This window comes from Aeromonas sp. A600620 (assembly GCF_029479985.1).
GTDB classification, from domain to species: domain Bacteria; phylum Pseudomonadota; class Gammaproteobacteria; order Enterobacterales; family Aeromonadaceae; genus Aeromonas; species Aeromonas veronii_A.
Genome location: NZ_JAAKXB010000003.1, coordinates 1 through 20,058, shown reverse-complemented (window position 1 = coordinate 20,058; position 20,058 = coordinate 1). Strand labels below are relative to the sequence as shown.

Genomic DNA, 20,058 nt, shown 5'->3' with positions numbered 1-20,058 from the left:
CGGGCTTCAACTGCAAACCAGACAGGGAATTAGCTCACCCGCATCACGCCAGGCGTTGAGGTCGTGGATCTGCTGATTGCTGCTGCCACGCCAGAGCAGGCCGGGGTCTGCCAACTCCTTTTCATACTTGCCATCCACCAGCACATCCAGCAAGGCCACCAGCTCGCGCTGGGCCTCTGACAGTTCGCCGAGCAGATAACCGGTCCAGCACCAGATATCCTTGCCCGGACACTCGGCGCGCACCCGTTTCACCAGCGCCAGCACGTGGGGCACGTTGGCCGGGTGGAGCGGATCGCCGCCGGAGAGCGACAGACCTCGCCGTTTGATGCGGCTGTCGTTGAGGTCGCTAATGATGCGATCGCTCATCGCCTCATCGAACGGCTTGCCGCCATCGAGCCGCCAGGTGCTCTGGTTGTAGCAACCCGGGCACTGATGCTCACAACCGGAGACAAACAGGGTGGCACGGGTGCCGGGGCCGTTGATCACATCGACCGGGTAGTATTGGTGGTAGTGCATCATCTCTCTCTATTACGGCCCCTCATCCCCGACCCTTCTCCCGCGAGGGGAGAAGGGAGCAAAGCAGCGCAAACAGTACATCGGCCGGTTCCCTCTCCCCTTGGGAGAGGGCTAGGGTGAGGGCTCGGCTTACATATGTTTGACGCGGCGCTTCACCTCTTCCTGCTTGCCCGCATTGAAGGGGCGCGCATCCGGGCTGCCGAGGTAACCGCAGACACGGCGGGTCACCGACACCTTGGCCGGGTCGTGGTTGCCGCAGCGCGGGCAAGTAAAGCCCTTGGAGGTACATTCGAACTCACCGGTGAAGCCGCAGTCGTAGCACTCGTCGATGGGAGTGTTGGTACCGTAGTAGGGCACCTTGTCATAGCTGTAGTCCCAGACGTTCTCCAGCGCTTCCAGATTGTGCTGGATGTTGGGGTACTCGCCGTAGCAGATGAAGCCACCGCTGGCGATGGGCGGATAGGGCGCCTCGAAGTCCAGCTTGTCGTACGGATTGACCTGCTTCTCCACATCGAGGTGGAAGCTGTTGGTGTAGTACCCCTTGTCGGTCACGCCGGATACCACGCCAAACTCTTTGGCATCGATGCGGCAGAAACGGGTGCAGAGGTTCTCGCTCGGGGTGGAGTAGAGGCTGAAGCCGTAGCCAGTCTCCTCTTTCCACTCGTCAATGGCTGCCCTGAGACGGGCGATGATGGCGATGGCCTTCTGTTGCAGCTCGGTGCTGTCAAACAGGTGAACCTTGTCACCAAACAGGGCGTTGATGGTCTCGTGAACTCCGATATAACCGAGGGAAATGGAGGCACGACCGTTCTTGAAGATCTCGCTGACGTTGTCGTCCGCCTTCAGCCGCACGCCGCAAGCCCCTTCCATATAGAGGATCGGAGCAACCCGTGCTTTCACCCCATCCAGACGGGTGATGCGGTACATCAGCGCCTTCTTGGCGACCCGCAGGGAGGCATCGAGACGATCCCAGAAGTCCGCTTCATCACGGGATTTCAGGGCAATGCGCGGCAGGTTGAGGCTCACCACGCCCAGGTTGTTGCGACCTTCGTGGATCAGCTCGCCATTCTCCTCGTAGGCACCGAGGAAGGAGCGGCAACCCATGGGGGTCTTGAAGGAGCCGGTCACGTTCACGACCTGGTCGTAGTTGAGGATGTCCGGATACATCCGCTTGGAGGCACACTCCAGCGCCAGCTGCTTGATGTCGTAGTTGGGATCGCCCTGCTTGTGGTTGAGGCCATGCTTGATGGCAAACACCAGTTTCGGGAACACGGCGGTCTTCTTGTTCTTGCCAAGGCCAGCGATGCGGTTGCTGAGGATGGCGCGCTGGATCATTCGCGACTCCCAGCTGTCCCCCAGACCAAAGCCGAAGGTGACAAACGGCGTCTGACCGTTGGCGGTGTGCAGGGTGTTGACTTCGTACTCCAGTGACTGGAAGGCGTCGTAGCACTCTTTCTCGGTGCGGGCCATGGCGTAGGCTTCCACATCGGCAATGCCCCACTCTTCGGCCACTTCACGGTGTTTCTGCCAGCTGATGGTCACATAGGGGGCCAGCACTTCGTCGATGCGGTTGATGGTGGTGCCGCCATAGATGTGGCTCGCCACCTGAGCGATGATCTGGGCGGTCACGGCCGTGGCGGTGCTGATGGATTTCGGGGTATCGATCTCCGCATTGCCCATCTTGAAGCCGTGGGTCAGCATCCCTTTCAGATCGATCAACATGCAGTTGAACATCGGGAAGAAAGGTGAGTAATCGAGATCGTGGAAGTGCAGATCACCGCTCTCGTGGGCCTGAACCACATCACGGGGCAGCATGTGGCTGGTGGCATAGTGCTTGGCGACAATACCGGCCAGCAGGTCGCGCTGGGTCGGGATCACCTTGGAGTCTTTGTTGGCGTTTTCGTTGAGCAGGGCGGCGTTGGTCTGCTCGACCAGACCACGGATCTCCTGCGCCAGACGGCCGCGCGCCTCGCGAGCCTGATCCCTGTCGTGGCGATATTCGATATAGGCACGGGCGATGGCCTTGTCGTCGGAAGCCATCAGGTGGTTTTCGACCCGGTTCTGGATCTCGTGGATATCAACTTCACCACGCCCTTCCAGCTCCTGACTCACTGCATTGGCAATGCGGGAGGCGAGTGCCGGATTGGCCTGATTGACCGCTTCCGCCGCTCGGCTGACCGCATCGCGAATCAGCTGGGCATTGAATGGTGCGCGACATCCGTCACGTTTGATCACAACCGGTTTCATGGATTTTCCCCGTTAAAAGGCCAGGCATTTGCCTCTGGCTCACCCTTGTTGGGCCCCCCTCCCGGCATCTCGTCCTGGACGCAAATAAATTCAGCCGAGGCTTGACAAGCCTGGGCTGAAGATAGGAGGGGAACAGCTTATACACAGCTTGATAACACAACATATAGGGATTAAAAACGAATGCGTCCCTATATGTGGTGTCTATTAGGCACCAAAGCGCAGCCTCATTTCTTGATCCAGAACAGGTTTTTCAGCGAGCGGGACAGTTCACGACCAACCAAAAAAAGACTCAATAAAACCCGATCCCAAGCAGAGTGCGGGCTGGCGTCCGATCCGCTCAACCGAAAAAAAATCGCGCCCTGCCATACCGGTTTCGAGATGACAGTAACGGCAAACACTGCCCATACTGAGCATGCATACACTATCACTCGACAGGGGCCTTCCCATGCGCACCTCCCTGCTGTTGCTACTGCTCTCCACCCTCTCCCTGCCGCTCTGGGCCGCAAACATTCTGGTGATCAGCAGCTACCATCCCGAATACCTTTGGGACCAGAGCTACAACGAAGGTTTGCGCAAAGGGTTGCAGGGGGAGCACAAGATCTCTCACTTCTATATGGACACCAAACGCCATCCACGGGAGGCGTTCGACGACATCGCTCAACGGGCTATCGCTTTTTATCTCAAGAGCAAACCGGATCTGGTGGTGCTGGGGGATGACAATGCCATCAACTATCTGGCCAACGAGATCGCCTCGCTGGGTACTCCCGTTGTTTTTCTCGGCATGAACGAAAACCCCCGCCTCAAGGGCTTTGTCGGCCACCCCAAGATCACCGGGGTGCTGGAACGCCCCCTGCTCAAGCGCAACATCAGCGAAATAAGTCAGATGATGGGAGGGCTTGACAAGGCGCTGGTACTGTTTGATTCCAGCAATGTGGCCCTCACCGCTATCGAGGATGAATTCAAGACCCAGACCGAATTGCGAGTCGGCCAGACCCGGGTCAACAGCCAGCTGATGGGGGATTACAGCCTCTGGCAGGAGGCGGTGCTCAACGCCAAGAAGAATGGCTATCAGGCAATCTTCCTCGGCCTCTACCACACGCTGGTCGACGATAATGGCAAGCATGTGAGCGAACAGACGGTGCTGGAGTGGACCAGCGCCAACACACCGGTTCCTCTCTTCTGTTTCTGGGAGTTTGCCGTCGGCAAGGGGATGGCCATCGGCGGGCTGGTACTGGACGGCCACGATCAGGGGTTGCAGGCAGCGTCCCTTATCAACACCATACTGGCGGGCACCCTGCCCCGTACTATCTCCCCGCGAGCGGCCCTGCGCGGCGAATATGTCTTCAGCAAGAGCGAGCTGGCCCGCTGGCAGCTCACTGTGCCCGACAAATGGCACAACAAGATCATGTGGCGTGAGTAACAATAAGTAACCCGGCACATTGGCCGGGTAACACCTGCACAGTCAGATGACTGATGACCGAAAGCCGCGTGCGTCAGCTGGCAGCAAAAGGCAGGGAGAGGCGCTTGGCAAGCGCCTGGAAGTGCTGGCTGATCTCGGCACCAAACAGAGGATCACCGATAGCTCGGTTCTGCCAGTTTTGCTCCAGATGACGCCAGTCATCCTCGGTCAGGGAGTCACGCAGATGGGGGAAGATCACCCCCTCTTCGTAGTTCATGTGTGCCTCTTGCAGCTCCACGAAGCGCTCCAGCTTGGCGGTGAACTGATCGAGCGGGATCACCGCATCCATCAGGATCATCTCCACCATCTCCTTGAGCTCGGTCCCTGCCTCCAGCAACTTGAGATGCTCTTCATGCAAGCGGTTCGCGACATCCCCCTCCACCACCCGGTATTTCAGGTAGTAGTCATAGACAAGATCTTCCTTGGGGTGGTGATACTTGTCAGAGACCTCCCGCAGATAATCGATGACATCGCGCACCAGAAAATAGCTGATGGGTTGCTCGGCACGAATGGCGGCCAGCTTCTGCTTCAGCAGATCCAGCAGTCGGGCGATATTGAGGTGATCCTTGTGCAGACTCGATAACATGGGCACTCCTTGGCGCTGAAATAAAATGTTACTTTCCTGAGTATACGGTCATTTGTCGCCCGAACTTTGCACTCAATCAAGTGGTTGGCAGACAGATTGCCATTCGATCGGGCTTTTACCCTGCAATTCCAGCAGGCGGTTGGTCTCGGAAAAGTGGCCGCAACCGATAAAACCACGGTGGGCAGAAAGGGGGCTGGGATGGGGCGCCGTCAACACGTGGTGGCGTTGCCGGTCGATAAAACGCCCTTTCTTCTGGGCATGGGAGCCCCACAACAGAAATACCACCCCCTGACAACTGGCATTGATCTGCTCAATGACCCGATCGGTGAAGGTTTCCCACCCCAGATGGGCATGAGAGTGTGCCTGACCGGCCTGCACTGTCAGCACTGTGTTGAGCAGCAGAACCCCCTGTCTGGCCCAGGACTCCAGAAAACCGTGATTGGGTGTGACGAAACCAGGCAGATCCCGCTGCATCTCCTTATAGATGTTGACCAGTGAGGGAGGCGTACGCACGCCGGGCAGAACGGAGAAGCAGAGCCCGTGCGCCTGATTGGGGCCGTGGTAGGGATCCTGCCCCAGGATCACCACCTTGACCTGATCCAGTTCGGTCAGTTTGAAAGCATTGAACACATCGGCCGCGGGGGGGTAGATCACCTTGCCCGCTTCCCGCTCTGCCCTGACGGTCGCCAGCGTACACTTGAAATAGTCCTGCTCTTTTTCAGAGCCAATCACATCACTCCAGGTCAGCACCCCGGCCTCCTCACTTGATACGGCGAAGGAGTCAGGATAGGGGGGCAGCCCGCAAGACGCAACCGTGACTCACACTTTCCAGAGCCTGGCGAGCCGGCCGGAGCGCTCCAGTTTGTGCAGACCGGCGTTAAACAGCAACATCAAGCGGCGGGCATCGGGATCGGCCTTGCGCATCAGCAGATAGCCCGGCTGGGACCAGATGGGATCGGGGGCACCACTCAATGCTGCCGCTTGGGGATGACGAGAGAGAACCTGCTGAAACAGAACCTGTGCCACCTGTTCATCCATGACCAGATAACGAATGCGTCCGGTGAGCAGTTTCTCCATGCTCTCCTCATCGGAGTCGGACCACTCAAGAGACAGCTCGGATTGCCTTGCTGCAAACCCTTCACCATAAAAATAGCCACGGGTAACCCCGACAGGCTCGTTTTTCAGCTCACCCAAACTGACCAATGGCGAACCATTAAGTGCAAGCAGACGGGTCGTAAATTTGCCCAGCGATGCAGAGAGATAGAAGTGCTGCTCGCGCTCGCGAGAGCGAAACCAGGGCATGGTAATCATATAACGCCCTTCAAGAGTCAGGCTGTATGCCTCAGACCAGGGGTAGAAATGAAAGCTGACATCGACCCCCTGCTCGGCAAAGGCCTCACGTACCACCTGACAGAGAAACCCCTGATTGGGCAGCGACTCACTGATATAAGGCGGCCATTCGCCCACCGCTATGCGTACTGTTTCGGCCCGGACCACAGCTGTGATTGCCCAGCAACAGAACAGGGCCAACCATCCCCACATTCGCCACCTGATATTCACCCGACACTCTCCTTGCTTTCTGCTGAGTGTAGCCAACTCCTCAATCCACCACAGAAAAGCCGAAAAAGATGTAGTTAAATTACTAGATTAAAAAGGTAAAAGATGCATAATTTTGATATCTTACAAAATCAGAAAAATGACCTATTTTTGATTAAACTCAAGAATTCAATCCCATTTAAATGGCGCTTTATTAATTTTTATTGATCTAGATCAATTTTAGTAATATTACCAACATGGTATATATGACCCCATCAAAGCAAAGGTGTAAGGCAAGGGCCCTTTAAGCCACCGCAATTAACGGTAGCTTAAATACATCAGGGTAATTTCCTTACAGTTGGATTCGCGTTCCCATTGAGGAGTCATACCATGATCAAAGGCATTCAAATCACCCAGGCTGCCAACACCGCCCTGCTGAACTCTTTCTGGCTGCTGGACGAAGAGAAGCAACAGGCTCGCTGCATCTGTGTCAAAGGCGATGCCTTTGCTGCCGATCAGGAAGTCGCACTCTCTGATCTGGGTCAGTTCGAATACCGCGAACTGCCTGTTCAGGCCGAACCGGCTGTTGAAGGTGGTCAGCACCTGAACGTCAACGTGCTGCGTCGCGAAACCCTGGAAGATGCTATCGCGAATCCGGAGAAGTACCCGCAGCTGACCATCCGCGTATCTGGCTACGCAGTGCGTTTCAACGCCCTGACCCCGGAACAGCAGCGTGACGTGGTTACCCGTACTTTCACCCAGAGCCTGTAATCAGCGTCCTGCAGTGAACCGCTGATACTTGCTGTATCAGCACAAAAAACGGCCTGTCGGCCGTTTTTTTATACGTGCTTTCACTGGGCAAGCGCAAAAAACAAGGCCTCGCATTGCGAGGCCTTGTGATAAGTGCTTGTCCCATCAAGCAGAGGTATCCAGGGGCTCAAAACCCTTGATCAGGTCATCGATGGCCTTCATCTGTTTGAGGAAGCCTTCCAGCTTGTCGAGCGGCAGGGCGCTCGGGCCATCACAGCGGGCAATTTTCGGATCCGGGTGGGATTCGATAAAGAGACCGGCCAGACCGACCGCCATGCCGGCGCGCGCCAGCTCGGTCACTTGCTCGCGACGGCCACCGGAGGCGGCACCCAGCGGATCACGGCACTGCAGGGAGTGGGTTACGTCGAAGATAACCGGATAGCCACCAGTGCTCTTTTTCATGACGCCCAGACCCAGCATGTCCACTACCAGGTTGTCGTAACCGAAGTTGGCACCGCGCTCGCAGAGGATCAGCTGATCGTTGCCGCACTCCTCAAACTTGTCGGTGATGTTCTTCATCTGGCTTGGGCTCAGGAACTGCGGCTTCTTGATGTTGATGACGTTGCCGGTGCGGGCCATGGCTTCCACCAGATCAGTTTGGCGCGCCAGGAAAGCGGGCAGCTGGATAACGTCAACCACCTCGGCGACCGGCTTGGCCTGATGGGGTTCGTGCAGATCAGAGATGACCGGCATGCCGAAGGTCGCTTTGAGCTCCTGGAAAATCTTCATCCCCTCTTCCAGACCCGGACCGCGGTAGGAGTGGATGGAGGAGCGGTTGGCCTTGTCCCAGCTCGCCTTGAAGACAAACGGGATGCCCAGCTTGCTGGTCACTTCCACGTACTTCTCGCACACCGCCATCGCCATGTCGCGGGATTCCAGCACGTTCATGCCGCCAAACAGCACGAACGGTTTGTCGTTGGCAACGTCGATCTGGTTGATCTTGATATTCTTCTGTTCCATCTAAGACTTCCTTAATGAAGGGGCCTGAAGCCAAGTTACTCCGTTGCAGCCGAGCGCTGCGGCCTTGATATTCTTCTGTTTCAACTCCAAGACATCCTTAATAAAAGGGCCTGAAGCCAAGTTACTCCGTTGCAGCCGAGCGCAGCGGCCTTGATATTCTTCTGTTTAGTCTCAAGCCGCCCTTAATGGAGGGGCTTGGGGCTCAGGTCCAGCGCGGCCAGCTGCACTTTCAGCACATCGGCCACCGGATCGTCCGGGCATTGTTCAATAAAATATTCAAAATCGTCGGCGGCCTGGCGCGGGCAATCGAGCTGCTCGTAGATAAAGCCGCGATCCCGCGTCTCCAGCGGATCGCCGGGCTTCATCCGCAACAACAGCTCGCTGCAACGCAGCGCCTCGGGCATGCGATCTTCCCGCAGCAGGGCACCCTTGCTGACGTTGAGCAGCCGTTCGATGATCTCCCACTGGCCGGAGGGCTGCAGGTAGTCGGGGGTCAGGGTTGCCAAGTCCCCCAACGCACCGCGCAGCAGCAGCTCGATGCGGGCCAGACTCAGCTCGTCGCCGGTAAAGGGGTCGACATAGACCTCCCCCTCGCCACCGGCAAAGCTCACCAGGAAGTGGCCGGGGAAGCAGATCCCCTCTACATCGAGCCCGAGCTTGCGCCCCAGCTGGATAATGAGAATGCCGAGACTGACCGGGATCCCCTTGCGCTGCACCAGCACCTGATTGAGGTCACAGTTGTTGGCAGAAAAATAGTCCTGCCAGTCGCCATGAAAACCGAGGCTGTGGTAGAAGCCCTGCAGCAACTGTTGGCGCACCTCGTCGCAAGTGCCCTCTTCAATCTGCTCGTCCAGCCACTCGTCCAGCAGGTTCAACTCGCGGATCCCCTCCTCGACCGAGCCATAAATTTCGTCACTGACTGACAACGCCAGCTCGGTGATGTCGTGGGCTTCGAAATCGGTCCATTCGTCTATGTGTAACATTCTCTTCATGCCTTAGCCGAACACACTCGTCTGTTTGAGCACTGCCAACTTGGCAATAAAGTAGATCCAGCCGAGCGCCCCCAGAAAGGAGCACCAGCGCACCAGATTGCTTTTGGCAAGCCGCAGCGCCATCGCAGCCAGAAATACCAGCACCAGAATGGCCATCAGCTTCTCGCTGAGCCAGGGCGTTCCGTTATTGAGCGGGTTGAGATCCAGCACCATGCAGAGCAATGCGCCGGAGAGCACCACCAGCCCGTTGAGCCAGCCGCTGACCTTCATCACCGGCGCGCTATAGGCACGGCCAGTAGCGGTCTGTACCCAGTAGAAGCGGAGCATAAACATCAGCACGGCCCCGGCAATCAGGGTGAGGTGCAGGTGTTTGAGCACAAAAACCATATTCAATCCTTGCATGGGGGCGCACAGGCAACCCGCCGTGTAACAGTGAGGAACCGTCAGCGCAGCGGGCAGAGGCCCAGCGTCACCCTGTCGTTATCCCCGTAATCGCGCACCGTGGCTACCTCACGGTAGCCGCCATCACGCAGCAACTGACGCACCGCCTCCCCCTGATCCCAGCCATGCTCCAGCAGCAACCAGCCGTCAGGCAACAGATAAGCGGGGGCATGGGCCACGATGTGGCGGATATCGGCCAGCCCGGCGTCATCGGCAACCAGCGCCGAGCGGGGTTCAAAGCGCACGTCACCCTGCTCGAGATGGGGATCGGCGCCATCAATATAGGGGGGATTGGAGACAATCACCGCAAAACGTGGCGCTTCGTCGCGATCCGGCTCGCCAAGGGGCTCGAACCAGCTGCCATCGCGCACCTCGATGGGTAGCCCCAGCGCGGCGCTGTTCTCGCGGGCCAGCGCCGCGGCATCCGCCATCCGATCCACCGCCCACACATCGACCTCGGGCCGCTCGGACTTGAGCGCCAGCGCGATGGCGCCGGTGCCGGTGCCGAGATCCAGCACGGCGCACGGCCCTTGCGGGATTCTGGTCAGTGCCTGCTCGACCAGCACCTCGGTATCGGGGCGCGGGATCAGGGTCGCCGGGCTCACTTTCAGCGGCAGCGACCAGAACTCCCGCTCGCCAACGAGATGGGCGATAGGTTCGCCGTTGAGACGACGAGCCAGCCACGTCTGCAGGGTGGCCTGCTGGGCGGCATCCAGCTCACGCTCGGGCCAGGTCATCAGATAGCTGCGACGGCAATCGAGCAGATGACAGAGCAGTACATCGGCGTCGGCGCGGGGGGATTCTCCCCCAGCCAGCATGGTCATGATATGGGCGCGGGCCTGCTGGATCTGCATCAGTGCCACTCCACCTTATGGGCACGACACTTAATGCGAGCTTGCCGAATCACCATTTGCATCAGTTGTTCTCGGCCAGCGAGGCGAGCTGATCGGCCTGATACTCCTGCACCAGCGGGGTGATGACGCAGTCCAGATCCCCTTCCAAAATTTCGGAGAGGCGATAGAGGGTCAGGTTGATGCGATGCTCGGAGAGGCGGCCCTGCGGGTAGTTGTAGGTACGAATGCGCTCGGAGCGATCACCGGAGCCCACCAGATTGCGGCGGGTGCTCTGCTCGGCGGCGCGGTGGCGCTCATCCTCGGCCGCTTGCAGGCGGGCGGAGAGCACCGACATCGCCTTGGCGCGGTTCTTGTGCTGGGAGCGCTCGTCCTGACACTCCACCACCAGACCGGTCGGCAGGTGGGTGATGCGGATGGCCGAGTCGGTCTTGTTGACGTGCTGACCACCGGCACCGGAGGCGCGGAAGGTATCGATCTTCAAGTCGGAAGGGTTGATCTCGATCTGCTCGGCTTCCGGCACTTCCGGCAGCACGGCGACGGTACAGGCGGAGGTGTGCACCCGGCCCTGGGATTCGGTCTCCGGCACCCGCTGCACCCGGTGACCACCGGATTCAAACTTGAGGCGGCCATAGACGCGCTCGCCGTCGATCTTGGCGATCACCTCCTTGTAGCCACCGTATTCACCGTCATTGCAGCTGACGATGGAGACGCGCCAGCCCTGACGCTCGGCAAACCGTGAATACATACGGAACAGGTCACCGGCAAAGATGGCCGCTTCGTCGCCACCGGCACCGGCGCGGATCTCCAGATAGCAGTTGTTGTCATCCTTGGGATCCTTGGGCAGCAACATCAGTTGCAGCTCCTGCTCCAGCGCCTCCAGATTGGCCTTGGCCAGCGGCAGCTCCTCCTGCGCCATCTCGCGCAGGTCGGCATCATCCTCCTCCAGCATCATCTGGGTGGTCTCAAGATCATCCTGCGCCTGACGGTAACGCTGGAAGGCGTGAACGATATCTTCCAGCTGGGCATATTCGCGGGTCAGGGCGCGGTAGCGATCCTGATCCGAGACCACATCCGGCTCGCCGAGCATGGCCTGTACTTCTTCGTGGCGCTCGATGAGGCCTTCCAGCTTTCTGATCAGTGACGGATTCATAACTCTTGCATTCTCAATGGAGGACGGGACAACCGGCAGGTTGCCCGAAAATTATGGCTCTTGTGACAACCCCAGCGCCTGCCGCAAGCGGGAGAGCTCGCTCTGATCCCCCTGGGAGGCAGCCTGGCGCAACGCCTGGGTCGGCGCGTGGATCAATTTGTTGGTGAGGCGATGGGCCATCGCCTTGAGCGCCTGTTCGGCACTCTCGCCCTGCGCCAATGCCAGCAGGGCCCGTTGCAACTCTTCATCAGCCACTTGCTGGGACTGATGGCGGTAATCGCGAATGAGGTCGACCGAGCTCTGGCCACGATACCAGCCCATAAACTCGTCGCGCTCTTCCTGCACGATCACTTCCGCCTGGGCGGCAGCCCGTTTACGGGTTTCGAGGTTCTGCTCAATGATCCCCTGCAAATCATCCACCGTGTAGAGATAGGCATCGGAGAGCTCATCGACTTCGGCTTCGATGTCGCGCGGCACGGCAATATCCACCAGAAACATGGGTTTGAAGCGGCGGGCCTTCAGCGCGCGCTCCACCATCCCCTTGCCGATGATGGGCAGTGGGCTGGCGGTCGAGCTGATGACAATATCCGCCTCGTGCAGATAGTCGGGGATCTCTTCGAGCGTCATCACCTGGGCACCGAATTCGGCTGCCAGGGTCTGGGCGCGCTGCAGGGTGCGGTTGGCCACCATCATCTTGGTGACGCTCTGCTCGCGCAGGTGACGGGCCACCAGTTCGATGGTCTCCCCCGCCCCGACCAGCAATACCTTGGTCTGGGAGAGATCGGAGAAGATCCGCCGACCCAGACTGACGGCGGCAAAGGCCACCGACACGGCACTGGCGCCAATCTCGGTATCGGTACGCACTCTTTTCGCCACCGAGAAGGATTTCTGGAACAGCCGCTCCAGCGCCCCCTTCACCGACTCCGCCTGCTGGGCGTGAGCGTAGGATTGCTTGATCTGCCCCAGGATCTGCGGCTCCCCCAACACCAGCGAGTCGAGCCCGCACGCCACCCGCATCAGGTGGCGCACCGCCTCTTCATCGTGATGCTGATAGATGGCAGTGACCAGTTCGGCCGCGTCCAGCCCGTGGAACTGTTGCAGCCAGCGCAGCACTTGCTCCTGCCGCTCCTCCTCCAGATTGCAATAGAGTTCGGTCCGGTTGCAGGTGGAGACGATCACCGCCTCGCTGACACCGGGTTGGCTCACCAGCTCACGCAAGGCGCGATCGATGCAGTCCGGGCCAAAGGCGACCCGTTCCCGCAAGGCGACACTGGCGGTGTTGTGGTTGATTCCGAGGGCAAGCAAACTCATGAGTGGGCGACGATCATTTCATACGCTGGGTGCAAAGGCTGCCAATTGTACGAGAAAGGGTAAGTCTTTAAAAGCAATACGGCCGCCCCGTATACTGTGGCAAATTCCTCTCTCTGGAGCCGTCTCTTGCTGCTACGTATTTTTACCCTCACCTGCCTGCTGTTGCTGGCCGGTTGTGCCACCACCCAGCCCCAGCGTGACCAGGTGAACTGGAACCAGGAGCGGACCCGTCTCGAGAAGCTGACCCACTGGCAGCTATCCGGCAAGATGGCCATCATCACGCCCCAGCAAAAAGGCAGCGCCCGTCTCAACTGGCAGCAGGATGGCGAGGATTATCGCCTCAACCTCACCAGCCTGATTGGCACCAGCATTCTGGAGCTCTCCCGCAGCAAGGGAGAGATCACCCTGCTCGACAGCGACGGCAATCGCCACCAGAGCCAGGATGCAGAAGCGCTCATCTATCAACTGACCGGCTGGAATATTCCGGTTGCGGGATTGCCAGAGTGGATCAAGGGGCTACCGGGTCAAGCGGAGTTTGAACTCAACCCCGACAGCAGTCTGGCCAGCGTGCGCGACGGCCAGTGGCAGATCGTCTATGGCGATTATCGGGATCAGGATGGCTACCGCCTGCCGCACCAGCTGACCATGACCGGCCAGAACAGCCGCCTCAAGCTTCAGATCAACCAATGGACTCTTGCACGTTAATGGCTTCCACACGCTGGCCGGCACCGGCCAAACTCAACCTGTTTTTACACGTCAATGGCCGTCGTCCCGATGGCTATCACGAGCTGCAGACCCTGTTTATCTTCCTCAACCACAGCGACTGGCTCGAGTTTGAGGTGATACCAAATAGCGACACCCTCACCCTGAGCCCGGCCATTCCCGGGGTGCCGGATGAGCAGAATCTGATTATCCGGGCTGCACGCCTACTGCAGGCAACCCTGCCGAGCCCGCAAGGTGCCCATATCCGGCTGGAGAAGGTGCTGCCCATGGGAGGCGGCATTGGCGGCGGTTCGTCCGATGCAGCGACCACGCTGGTAGCGCTTAACCACCTCTGGCAAGCGGGTTTGAGTGAAGATGAACTGGCAGCGCTTGGCGTCCAGTTGGGGGCTGATGTGCCGGTGTTTGTCCGTGGCAAGGCGGCCTTTGCCGAAGGAGTGGGCGAGCGGCTGCAATCGGTCGAACTGCCCGATGCCTGGTATCTGGTGCTCAAGCCCGATTGCCATGTGGCGACCGCGGCCGTATTCCAGGATCCGGACCTGCCGAGAGCCACGCCAAAAATGGCGCTGGACAACCTGCTGGAAGGCGAGTGGAAAAACGATTGCGAATCACTGGTGAAAAAGCGCCACCCCGAGGTTGCCAATGCGCTCGGCTGGTTGCTAGAATACGCGCCGTCAAGAATGACGGGCACAGGAGCCTGCGTCTTTGCTCAATTTGAAGACGAAGTGACTGCTCGGGAAGTGTTGGCCTGCGTGCCGAAGGGACTTGATGGGTTTGTCGCCAAGGGCGAGAACATATCACCTCTCTTCTCCACATTGCAACAGTTCAAATGATTGGGGTATCGCCAAGCGGTAAGGCAGCGGGTTTTGATCTCGCCATTCCTAGGTTCGAATCCTAGTACCCCAGCCAATTTTACCGAACGGTATTGATGATGATTAACGTGGCCGGTTTTGCACTCGGCCACTGATTCGGGTTACCGGTATCATCACATTCATTGGGCAGCAGACACCTTGTACGTTATCTTGATAAATCGTTTGCCCCAAAACGATAGGGTCTGATTTCAGACTCCCCCACATACTGGATGCAACCCCGAGGTTTCAAACCGTGCCTGACATGAAGCTGTTTGCTGGTAACGCAACGCCGGAACTAGCCCAGAAGATCGCAGATCGCCTGTTTATCAAACTCGGCAATGCTGCCGTAGGTCGCTTTAGCGACGGCGAGATCAGCGTACAGATCAATGAGAATGTACGTGGTGGCGATATCTTCATCATTCAATCCACCTGTGCCCCGACCAACGACAATTTGATGGAATTGATCGTCATGGTGGATGCTCTGCGTCGTGCTTCAGCTGGCCGTATCACTGCCGTTATCCCCTACTTTGGTTATGCCCGTCAGGACCGCCGCGTCCGCTCCGCCCGTGTACCCATCACCGCCAAGGTTGTCGCTGACTTCCTCTCCAGCGTCGGTGTGGATCGCGTGCTGACCGTTGACCTGCATGCCGAGCAAATTCAAGGTTTCTTCGACGTTCCGGTAGACAACGTGTTCGGTAGCCCGGTGCTGCTGGAAGACATGAAGTCCAAGAACCTCGAGTCTCCTGTCGTTGTCTCCCCGGACATCGGTGGCGTCGTGCGTGCCCGCGCCATCGCCAAGCTGCTGGATGACACCGACATCGCCATCATCGACAAGCGCCGTCCCCGCCCGAACGTCTCCCAGGTCATGCACCTGATCGGTGACGTTGCAGGCCGCGACTGCATCATCGTTGATGACATGATCGACACCGGCGGCACCCTGTGCAAAGCCGCAGAGGCCCTGAAAGAGCGCGGTGCCAAGCGTGTATTCGCCTACGCTACCCACCCGGTCTTCTCCGGTTCCGCCGTCGAGAACATCAAGAACTCCGTGATCGATGAACTGATCATCACCGACTCCATCCCGCTCACTGCGGAGATGAAAGCGGTCGGCAAGGTCAAGCAGCTGACGCTGTCAACTGTACTGGCCGAAGCCATTCGTCGCATCAGCAACGAAGAGTCCATCTCCGCCATGTTCGAGCATTGATAGATTCAGCAATAACGAAAACCGCCATCAGGCGGTTTTCGTCTTTCTAGACCCCGGCTATATGTACGACCCTGCCTGTGGCAGGTGTTAAGGATTTACCCATGAATGGCTTGCGCCCCCTCCTGCTCGCGACCCTCACCTCCGCCCTGTTCGCCTGTCAGCCCGCCAAAGAGAACCCGCCCTTTGTGCTGACCCTGGCTCACATGAACGACACCCACTCCCAGTTTGATCCGGTCAATGCCGAGATCAAAGGGCAGATCTTTGCCCAGCAGGGGGAGACGGACACCCTCTATACCCGCTTTGGCGGTTATCCACGCCTGCTGACCATGGCGAAAGCCTATCAGGCCGAGGCGCTGGCCAAGAACCAGCCCTTGCTGCTGCTGCACGGCGGCGATGCCTGGCAGGGCAGTGGCTACTTCAAACTGAACGAGGGGATGGCCAACGCCGAGTTGCTGAGCCAGTTCGGCCTCGATGCCATGGCACTGGGCAACCACGAGTTCGATCTGGATAACCAGAAGCTGGCCCGCTTCATCGAGGGGGTCAACTTCCCGGTGCTGGCCGCCAACCTCGACACCAAGGCCGATCCGGCCCTCAGCAAGGCTGACAACCTCAAGCCCTTCGTGGTCTACGCCTTTGACGGCAACCAGAAGAGCCCGGTCACCGATCTCGACAACCTGCCGCAAGGCAAACAGCTGGTCGCCGTCATCGGTCTGGTACTGGAAGACATGGGTAATATCGCCCCCAACGTCGGCAAGCTGCGCTTTGGCAAGGAGGTCGCCTCGGCTCAGGCCACGGTCGACATGCTGCAAGCCAAGGGGATCCACCAGATTGTGGCGCTCACCCACATCGGCAACGAGCGGGATCTGGCGCTGGCCGCCAAGGTAAACGGCCTCGATGCCATCGTCGGCGGCCACTCCCACAGCCTGCTCGGCGATTTTCGCAACATTGGCTGGGGCAAGACCGGCGATTACGCCAAGCTGGTGACCAATCCGGATGGCATCGGCAAGACCTGCGTGGTGCAGGCGGGCTCCTACGCCCAGGCCATCGGTCTGGCACAGGTGACCTTTGACAGCCAGGGTCAGGTGACAGACTGCCAGGGCCACAACAGCCTGCTGGCCAGCCGCGACTTCTTCGCCGATGCGGCGCGCAAGCAAGCGCTCGACGATGCCCGGAGCAAAGAGGCAAGCCAGTTTGTCGACAACCAACCCAATCTGGTCACCGTGGATGAAGATCCGCGCCTGCGCGGCATCATCGACAGCCACTACAAACCGGCGCTGGAGAAAGCCTACGGCCCGGTGATCGGTACCATCCCCGAGCAACTGCAAAATGCCCGTCGCCCCGGCGACAACGGCAGCGACAGCCACGGCTCAGATGTAGCGCCGCTGGTTGCCGAAGGGGAGTTCTACTGGGCCAATACTCCGGCTGTTCAGGCCCTGACCGGCGGCCCGGTCGACTTCGCTCTGGTGGCGGTGGGCGGCGTGCGCGCCGACCTGCCCGCTGGCGAATGGCGCGAGGGGGATAGTGCCCTCACCCTGCTGCCGTTCAAGAACCAGCTCGCGGTGCTAACCCTGACTGGCGCCGAGGTGCGCGCCCTGCTGACCGAGACCATCACCGCCACCCTGCCCGCCAGCGCCCATGCCGGCAAGTTCCCCTATGGCGGTCACCTGCGTTACACCTTCCAGGAGACCGACGCAGGCAAAGCGGGCACCCTGACTCAATTGCAGCACAAGACCGCAAGCGGCGAGTGGCAAGATCTGGTGGATAGCCAGCACTATCGGGTGGTGATGAACGCCTACAGCGCCAACGGCAACGATGGCTGGCAAACACTGGCCAATGCCCAGCGTCAGAAGAGCGAGCGGGTCGATATCGCCAGCGTCAATGGCAAGTTGACCGCCTTCCCGGTGTTGAAAGTGGCACAAAATGGCGAACTGCTGAGCGCCGTCTATGCCCCGGACCAGGCCCTCGATTGCAAGGCCAGCGGCGTGGATTGTGGCACCGATGCAGCGTCTTTCGTGGAGTATGTGCGCGATGCCCGTCCCACCCTGACCGCACTGGATGAAGAGACCGTCACCCTGCTGCGTACCAAATAACGACGGTAGTCAACCGAGCACAATCCATCGGTAAACTGAAACGGGCCTCTTGCAAGAGGCCCGTTTGCCCACCGTTAGCCACCCATTGGCCGCAATAATGCTGCAAATCCCGCCATAACATGCGCATTGGTTGAGTGATCGCCACTCGGCGGCTAGAATATTGCGTCCTATTGCCCTGGGTAGTGTGCCCACGGCAGCTGCGAGTGAAGACATCAAGCGTGACAAGCGAAATCAAACTGATCGTCGGACTGGGCAACCCCGGCCCGGAATATGCCAAGACCCGCCACAACGCGGGCGCCTGGTATGTGGAGCAACTGGCCCGCTGGCACAATGTCAGCCTGCGTGAAGAACCCAAGTTCTTCGGCCATACTGCTCGCATCCTGGTCGAGGGGCAGGATGTGCGGCTGCTCATCCCGAACACCTATATGAACCTCTCTGGCAAGGCGGTGGCCGCACTGGCGCGTTTTTATCAGATTGAGCCGGAAGCGATGCTGGTGGCCCATGACGAACTGGATCTGCCGCCGGGCATCGCCAAGTTCAAGCAGGGTGGTGGTCACGGTGGCCATAACGGTCTCAAGGACATCATCGCCAAGATGGGCAACAACAATAACTTCTTCCGGCTGCGCCTCGGGATCGGCCATCCCGGCAGCAAAGAGCAGGTGGCTGGCTTCGTCCTGACCAAGGCCCCCAGCAGTGAACAGAACCTGATCGACGCCGCGCTGGACGAATCCCTGCGCGCCACCGACATCCTGTTCAAACAAGATATGACCAAGGCCATGAATCGCTTGCACAGCTTCAAGGCTGAAAAGGGTTAGGTCGGTTTGACCCTGTACGGGCATTGTGCCGGTACATGAGCAACGACCAGAACAAGCATGACATGGGCCGCCTGCGGGCGACCCCCAACAGCATCCATCAAGTAAGGTAACAATCCATGGGTTTTAAATGCGGTATCGTGGGCCTGCCCAATGTAGGCAAATCCACCCTGTTCAACGCGCTGACCAAGGCCGGTATCGAAGCCGCCAACTTCCCGTTCTGCACCATCGAGCCGAACACAGGTGTGGTGCCGATGCCGGATCCCCGCCTCGATCAGCTGGCTGCCATCATCAATCCGCAGCGTGTTGTGCCGACCACCATGGAATTCGTCGACATCGCCGGTCTGGTTGCCGGTGCCTCCAAGGGTGAAGGTCTGGGTAACCAGTTCCTGGCCAACATCCGTGAAACCGAAGCGATCGGCCACGTTGTGCGCTGCTTCGATGACGAGAACATCATTCACGTTGCCGGCAAGGTCTCTCCCGCTGACGATATCGAAGTGATCAACACCGAGCTGGCCCTGTCGGATCTGGACGCCTGCGAGCGCGCCATTCACCGTCAGTCCAAGCGCGCCAAAGGCGGCGACAAGGATGCCAAGCTGGAAGTGGAAGTGCTTGAGAAGATCAAGGTCGCGCTGGAAAACGGCCAGATGATCCGCGGCATGAAGCTGGATAAAGAAGAGCTGGCCGCCGTGAGCCACCTCAACTTCCTGACCCTGAAACCCACCATGTATATCGCCAACGTGGCGGAAGATGGCTTCGAGAACAATCCCTATCTGGACAAGGTGCGTGAAATCGCCGCCGCCGAGAACGCGGTCGTGGTCGTGGTCTGCTGCGCCATCGAAGCCGACATCGCCGAACTGGACGATGAAGATCGCGCCGAGTTCATGGCTGACCTTGGCATCGAAGAGCCGGGCCTGAACCGCGTTATCCGCTCCGGCTACCAGCTGCTCAACCTGCAGACCTACTTCACCGCCGGTGTGAAAGAGGTACGCGCCTGGACTATTCCGGTCGGTGCCACTGCCCCGCAAGCGGCCGGCAAGATCCACACTGACTTTGAAAAAGGCTTTATTCGCGCCCAAACCATCGCCTTTGAAGACTTTATCAACTACAAGGGTGAGCAAGGCGCCAAGGAAGCGGGCAAGATGCGCGCTGAAGGGAAAGATTACATCGTCAAAGATGGCGATATCATGAACTTCCTGTTCAACGTCTAATCCCATGACAGGCCAGCATTTGCTGGCCTGTTTTTTATCTGCCATTGCCCAAGCAATAATGGCAATGTCTTAAAAAAAACCAGATTGTTGGGCTTTTGCGCAACAGAGACCAATAACTGGTCAAACGCACTCAAATTGCGTTTTTCTGGCAAAAAAAGGGTTGACGCCCCAGAGCCAGATACGCATAATTCGGCCCGCACGGTGACGAGGTAACGACTCACCGGAAGCAAGGTTGGCTATGTAGCTCAGTTGGTTAGAGCATCGCACTCATAATGCGGGGGTCACAGGTTCGAATCCCGTCATAGCCACCA

The 20,058-nt window shown here is 58.8% G+C and carries 18 protein-coding genes, 2 tRNA genes and 1 pseudogene; 10 read left to right on the top strand and 11 right to left on the bottom strand.

What is annotated here, in order from left to right:
- Positions 1 to 6 precede the first annotated feature (6 nt).
- Positions 7 to 516: an anaerobic ribonucleoside-triphosphate reductase-activating protein gene (nrdG, locus tag G5533_RS05080; RefSeq protein ID WP_421172530.1), complete on the bottom strand. Its 510-nt coding sequence runs from the start codon at positions 514 to 516 to the stop codon at positions 7 to 9.
- 129 nt (positions 517 to 645) lie between these two features.
- Positions 646 to 2,763 carry an anaerobic ribonucleoside-triphosphate reductase gene (nrdD, locus tag G5533_RS05075; RefSeq protein WP_441254579.1) on the bottom strand — a complete coding sequence of 706 codons (2,118 nt, stop codon included), beginning with the start codon at positions 2,761 to 2,763 and terminating at the stop codon, positions 646 to 648.
- A gap of 445 nt (positions 2,764 to 3,208) precedes the next feature.
- Between nrdD and G5533_RS05070 the strand changes: the two genes are divergently transcribed.
- The gene (locus G5533_RS05070; RefSeq protein WP_216951845.1) at positions 3,209 to 4,183 is read left to right on the top strand and encodes an ABC transporter substrate-binding protein; all 975 of its coding nucleotides are present in this window, start codon (positions 3,209 to 3,211) and stop codon (positions 4,181 to 4,183) included.
- A 73-nt stretch (positions 4,184 to 4,256) separates the two neighbouring features.
- Here G5533_RS05070 and G5533_RS05065 read toward each other — a convergent pair whose 3' ends face one another.
- From G5533_RS05065 to G5533_RS05055, 3 genes are all read right to left on the bottom strand, one after another.
- The gene (locus tag G5533_RS05065) at positions 4,257 to 4,808 is read right to left on the bottom strand and encodes a hemerythrin domain-containing protein (RefSeq protein WP_216951846.1); all 552 of its coding nucleotides are present in this window, start codon (positions 4,806 to 4,808) and stop codon (positions 4,257 to 4,259) included.
- Between the two features lie 72 nt (positions 4,809 to 4,880).
- Positions 4,881 to 5,558 carry a uracil-DNA glycosylase gene (gene ung, locus G5533_RS05060; RefSeq protein WP_266134094.1) on the bottom strand — a complete coding sequence of 226 codons (678 nt, stop codon included), beginning with the start codon at positions 5,556 to 5,558 and terminating at the stop codon, positions 4,881 to 4,883.
- Positions 5,559 to 5,627: 69 nt separating this feature from the next.
- Positions 5,628 to 6,350 carry a substrate-binding periplasmic protein gene (locus G5533_RS05055; RefSeq protein ID WP_421206196.1) on the bottom strand — a complete coding sequence of 241 codons (723 nt, stop codon included), beginning with the start codon at positions 6,348 to 6,350 and terminating at the stop codon, positions 5,628 to 5,630.
- 384 nt (positions 6,351 to 6,734) lie between these two features.
- On the opposite strand from G5533_RS05055, the gene grcA reads away from it, so the two are divergent.
- Complete coding sequence (gene grcA, locus G5533_RS05050; protein ID WP_216951849.1) at positions 6,735 to 7,115, top strand: autonomous glycyl radical cofactor GrcA; 381 nt, start codon at positions 6,735 to 6,737, stop codon at positions 7,113 to 7,115.
- Between the two features lie 144 nt (positions 7,116 to 7,259).
- On the opposite strand, the gene kdsA is transcribed toward grcA, so the two are convergent.
- The 6 genes from kdsA to hemA form a co-directional block, all read right to left on the bottom strand.
- Positions 7,260 to 8,114: a 3-deoxy-8-phosphooctulonate synthase gene (kdsA, locus tag G5533_RS05045; RefSeq protein WP_216951850.1), complete on the bottom strand. Its 855-nt coding sequence runs from the start codon at positions 8,112 to 8,114 to the stop codon at positions 7,260 to 7,262.
- A 182-nt stretch (positions 8,115 to 8,296) separates the two neighbouring features.
- Positions 8,297 to 9,097, bottom strand: coding sequence for a SirB1 family protein (locus G5533_RS05040; protein ID WP_005362204.1), 801 nt, complete (start codon positions 9,095 to 9,097; stop codon positions 8,297 to 8,299).
- Positions 9,098 to 9,109: 12 nt separating this feature from the next.
- A complete protein-coding gene (locus G5533_RS05035) occupies positions 9,110 to 9,493 on the bottom strand; it encodes a SirB2 family protein (RefSeq protein WP_139408052.1) in 384 nt (127 codons plus the stop codon).
- Between the two features lie 56 nt (positions 9,494 to 9,549).
- A complete protein-coding gene (gene prmC / locus G5533_RS05030) occupies positions 9,550 to 10,401 on the bottom strand; it encodes a peptide chain release factor N(5)-glutamine methyltransferase (RefSeq protein WP_441254578.1) in 852 nt (283 codons plus the stop codon).
- A gap of 61 nt (positions 10,402 to 10,462) precedes the next feature.
- Complete coding sequence (prfA, locus tag G5533_RS05025) at positions 10,463 to 11,551, bottom strand: peptide chain release factor 1 (RefSeq protein WP_005353897.1); 1,089 nt, start codon at positions 11,549 to 11,551, stop codon at positions 10,463 to 10,465.
- Between the two features lie 51 nt (positions 11,552 to 11,602).
- A complete protein-coding gene (gene hemA, locus G5533_RS05020) occupies positions 11,603 to 12,862 on the bottom strand; it encodes a glutamyl-tRNA reductase (protein ID WP_120415613.1) in 1,260 nt (419 codons plus the stop codon).
- A gap of 126 nt (positions 12,863 to 12,988) precedes the next feature.
- Here hemA and lolB point away from each other — a divergent pair, with 126 nt between their 5' ends.
- From lolB to G5533_RS04980, 8 genes and pseudogenes are all read left to right on the top strand, one after another.
- Entirely contained in the window at positions 12,989 to 13,567 is a 579-nt protein-coding gene (gene lolB, locus G5533_RS05015) for a lipoprotein insertase outer membrane protein LolB (protein WP_421312429.1), read from the top strand.
- Positions 13,567 to 14,437 (top strand): annotated as a pseudogene (gene ispE, locus G5533_RS05010) (4-(cytidine 5'-diphospho)-2-C-methyl-D-erythritol kinase). The gene lolB and the pseudogene ispE overlap by 1 nt, the downstream one beginning before the upstream one ends.
- A tRNA-Gln gene (locus G5533_RS05005) sits at positions 14,417 to 14,491 on the top strand. Before ispE ends, G5533_RS05005 begins: the two are co-directional and overlap by 21 nt.
- 195 nt (positions 14,492 to 14,686) lie before the next feature.
- Entirely contained in the window at positions 14,687 to 15,634 is a 948-nt protein-coding gene (locus G5533_RS05000; RefSeq protein ID WP_005343846.1) for a ribose-phosphate pyrophosphokinase, read from the top strand.
- Between the two features lie 101 nt (positions 15,635 to 15,735).
- Complete coding sequence (locus G5533_RS04995; RefSeq protein WP_441254577.1) at positions 15,736 to 17,724, top strand: bifunctional metallophosphatase/5'-nucleotidase; 1,989 nt, start codon at positions 15,736 to 15,738, stop codon at positions 17,722 to 17,724.
- A 218-nt stretch (positions 17,725 to 17,942) separates the two neighbouring features.
- Complete coding sequence (pth, locus tag G5533_RS04990) at positions 17,943 to 18,539, top strand: aminoacyl-tRNA hydrolase (RefSeq protein ID WP_005334960.1); 597 nt, start codon at positions 17,943 to 17,945, stop codon at positions 18,537 to 18,539.
- 116 nt (positions 18,540 to 18,655) lie between these two features.
- On the top strand, positions 18,656 to 19,747 hold the full coding sequence (ychF, locus tag G5533_RS04985; RefSeq protein ID WP_005353921.1) for a redox-regulated ATPase YchF: 1,092 nt from the start codon (positions 18,656 to 18,658) through the stop codon (positions 19,745 to 19,747).
- Positions 19,748 to 19,981: 234 nt separating this feature from the next.
- Positions 19,982 to 20,058 (top strand) — tRNA-Met (locus tag G5533_RS04980).

Excerpts from the sequence above, each read along its gene's own strand:
- nrdG (WP_421172530.1), bottom strand. The coding sequence starts at position 516 with ATGCACTACCACCAATACTACCCGGTCGATGTGATCAACGGCCCCGGC.
- nrdD (WP_441254579.1), bottom strand. The coding sequence starts at position 2,763 with ATGAAACCGGTTGTGATCAAACGTGACGGATGTCGCGCACCATTCAAT.
- G5533_RS05070 (WP_216951845.1), top strand. The coding sequence starts at position 3,209 with ATGCGCACCTCCCTGCTGTTGCTACTGCTCTCCACCCTCTCCCTGCCG.
- G5533_RS05065 (WP_216951846.1), bottom strand. The coding sequence starts at position 4,808 with ATGTTATCGAGTCTGCACAAGGATCACCTCAATATCGCCCGACTGCTG.
- G5533_RS05055 (WP_421206196.1), bottom strand. The coding sequence starts at position 6,350 with ATGTGGGGATGGTTGGCCCTGTTCTGTTGCTGGGCAATCACAGCTGTG.
- grcA (WP_216951849.1), top strand. The coding sequence starts at position 6,735 with ATGATCAAAGGCATTCAAATCACCCAGGCTGCCAACACCGCCCTGCTG.
- kdsA (WP_216951850.1), bottom strand. The coding sequence starts at position 8,114 with ATGGAACAGAAGAATATCAAGATCAACCAGATCGACGTTGCCAACGAC.
- G5533_RS05040 (WP_005362204.1), bottom strand. The coding sequence starts at position 9,097 with ATGTTACACATAGACGAATGGACCGATTTCGAAGCCCACGACATCACC.
- G5533_RS05035 (WP_139408052.1), bottom strand. The coding sequence starts at position 9,493 with ATGGTTTTTGTGCTCAAACACCTGCACCTCACCCTGATTGCCGGGGCC.
- prmC (WP_441254578.1), bottom strand. The coding sequence starts at position 10,401 with ATGCAGATCCAGCAGGCCCGCGCCCATATCATGACCATGCTGGCTGGG.
- prfA (WP_005353897.1), bottom strand. The coding sequence starts at position 11,551 with ATGAATCCGTCACTGATCAGAAAGCTGGAAGGCCTCATCGAGCGCCAC.
- hemA (WP_120415613.1), bottom strand. The coding sequence starts at position 12,862 with ATGAGTTTGCTTGCCCTCGGAATCAACCACAACACCGCCAGTGTCGCC.
- G5533_RS04995 (WP_441254577.1), top strand. The coding sequence starts at position 15,736 with ATGAATGGCTTGCGCCCCCTCCTGCTCGCGACCCTCACCTCCGCCCTG.
- ychF (WP_005353921.1), top strand. The coding sequence starts at position 18,656 with ATGGGTTTTAAATGCGGTATCGTGGGCCTGCCCAATGTAGGCAAATCC.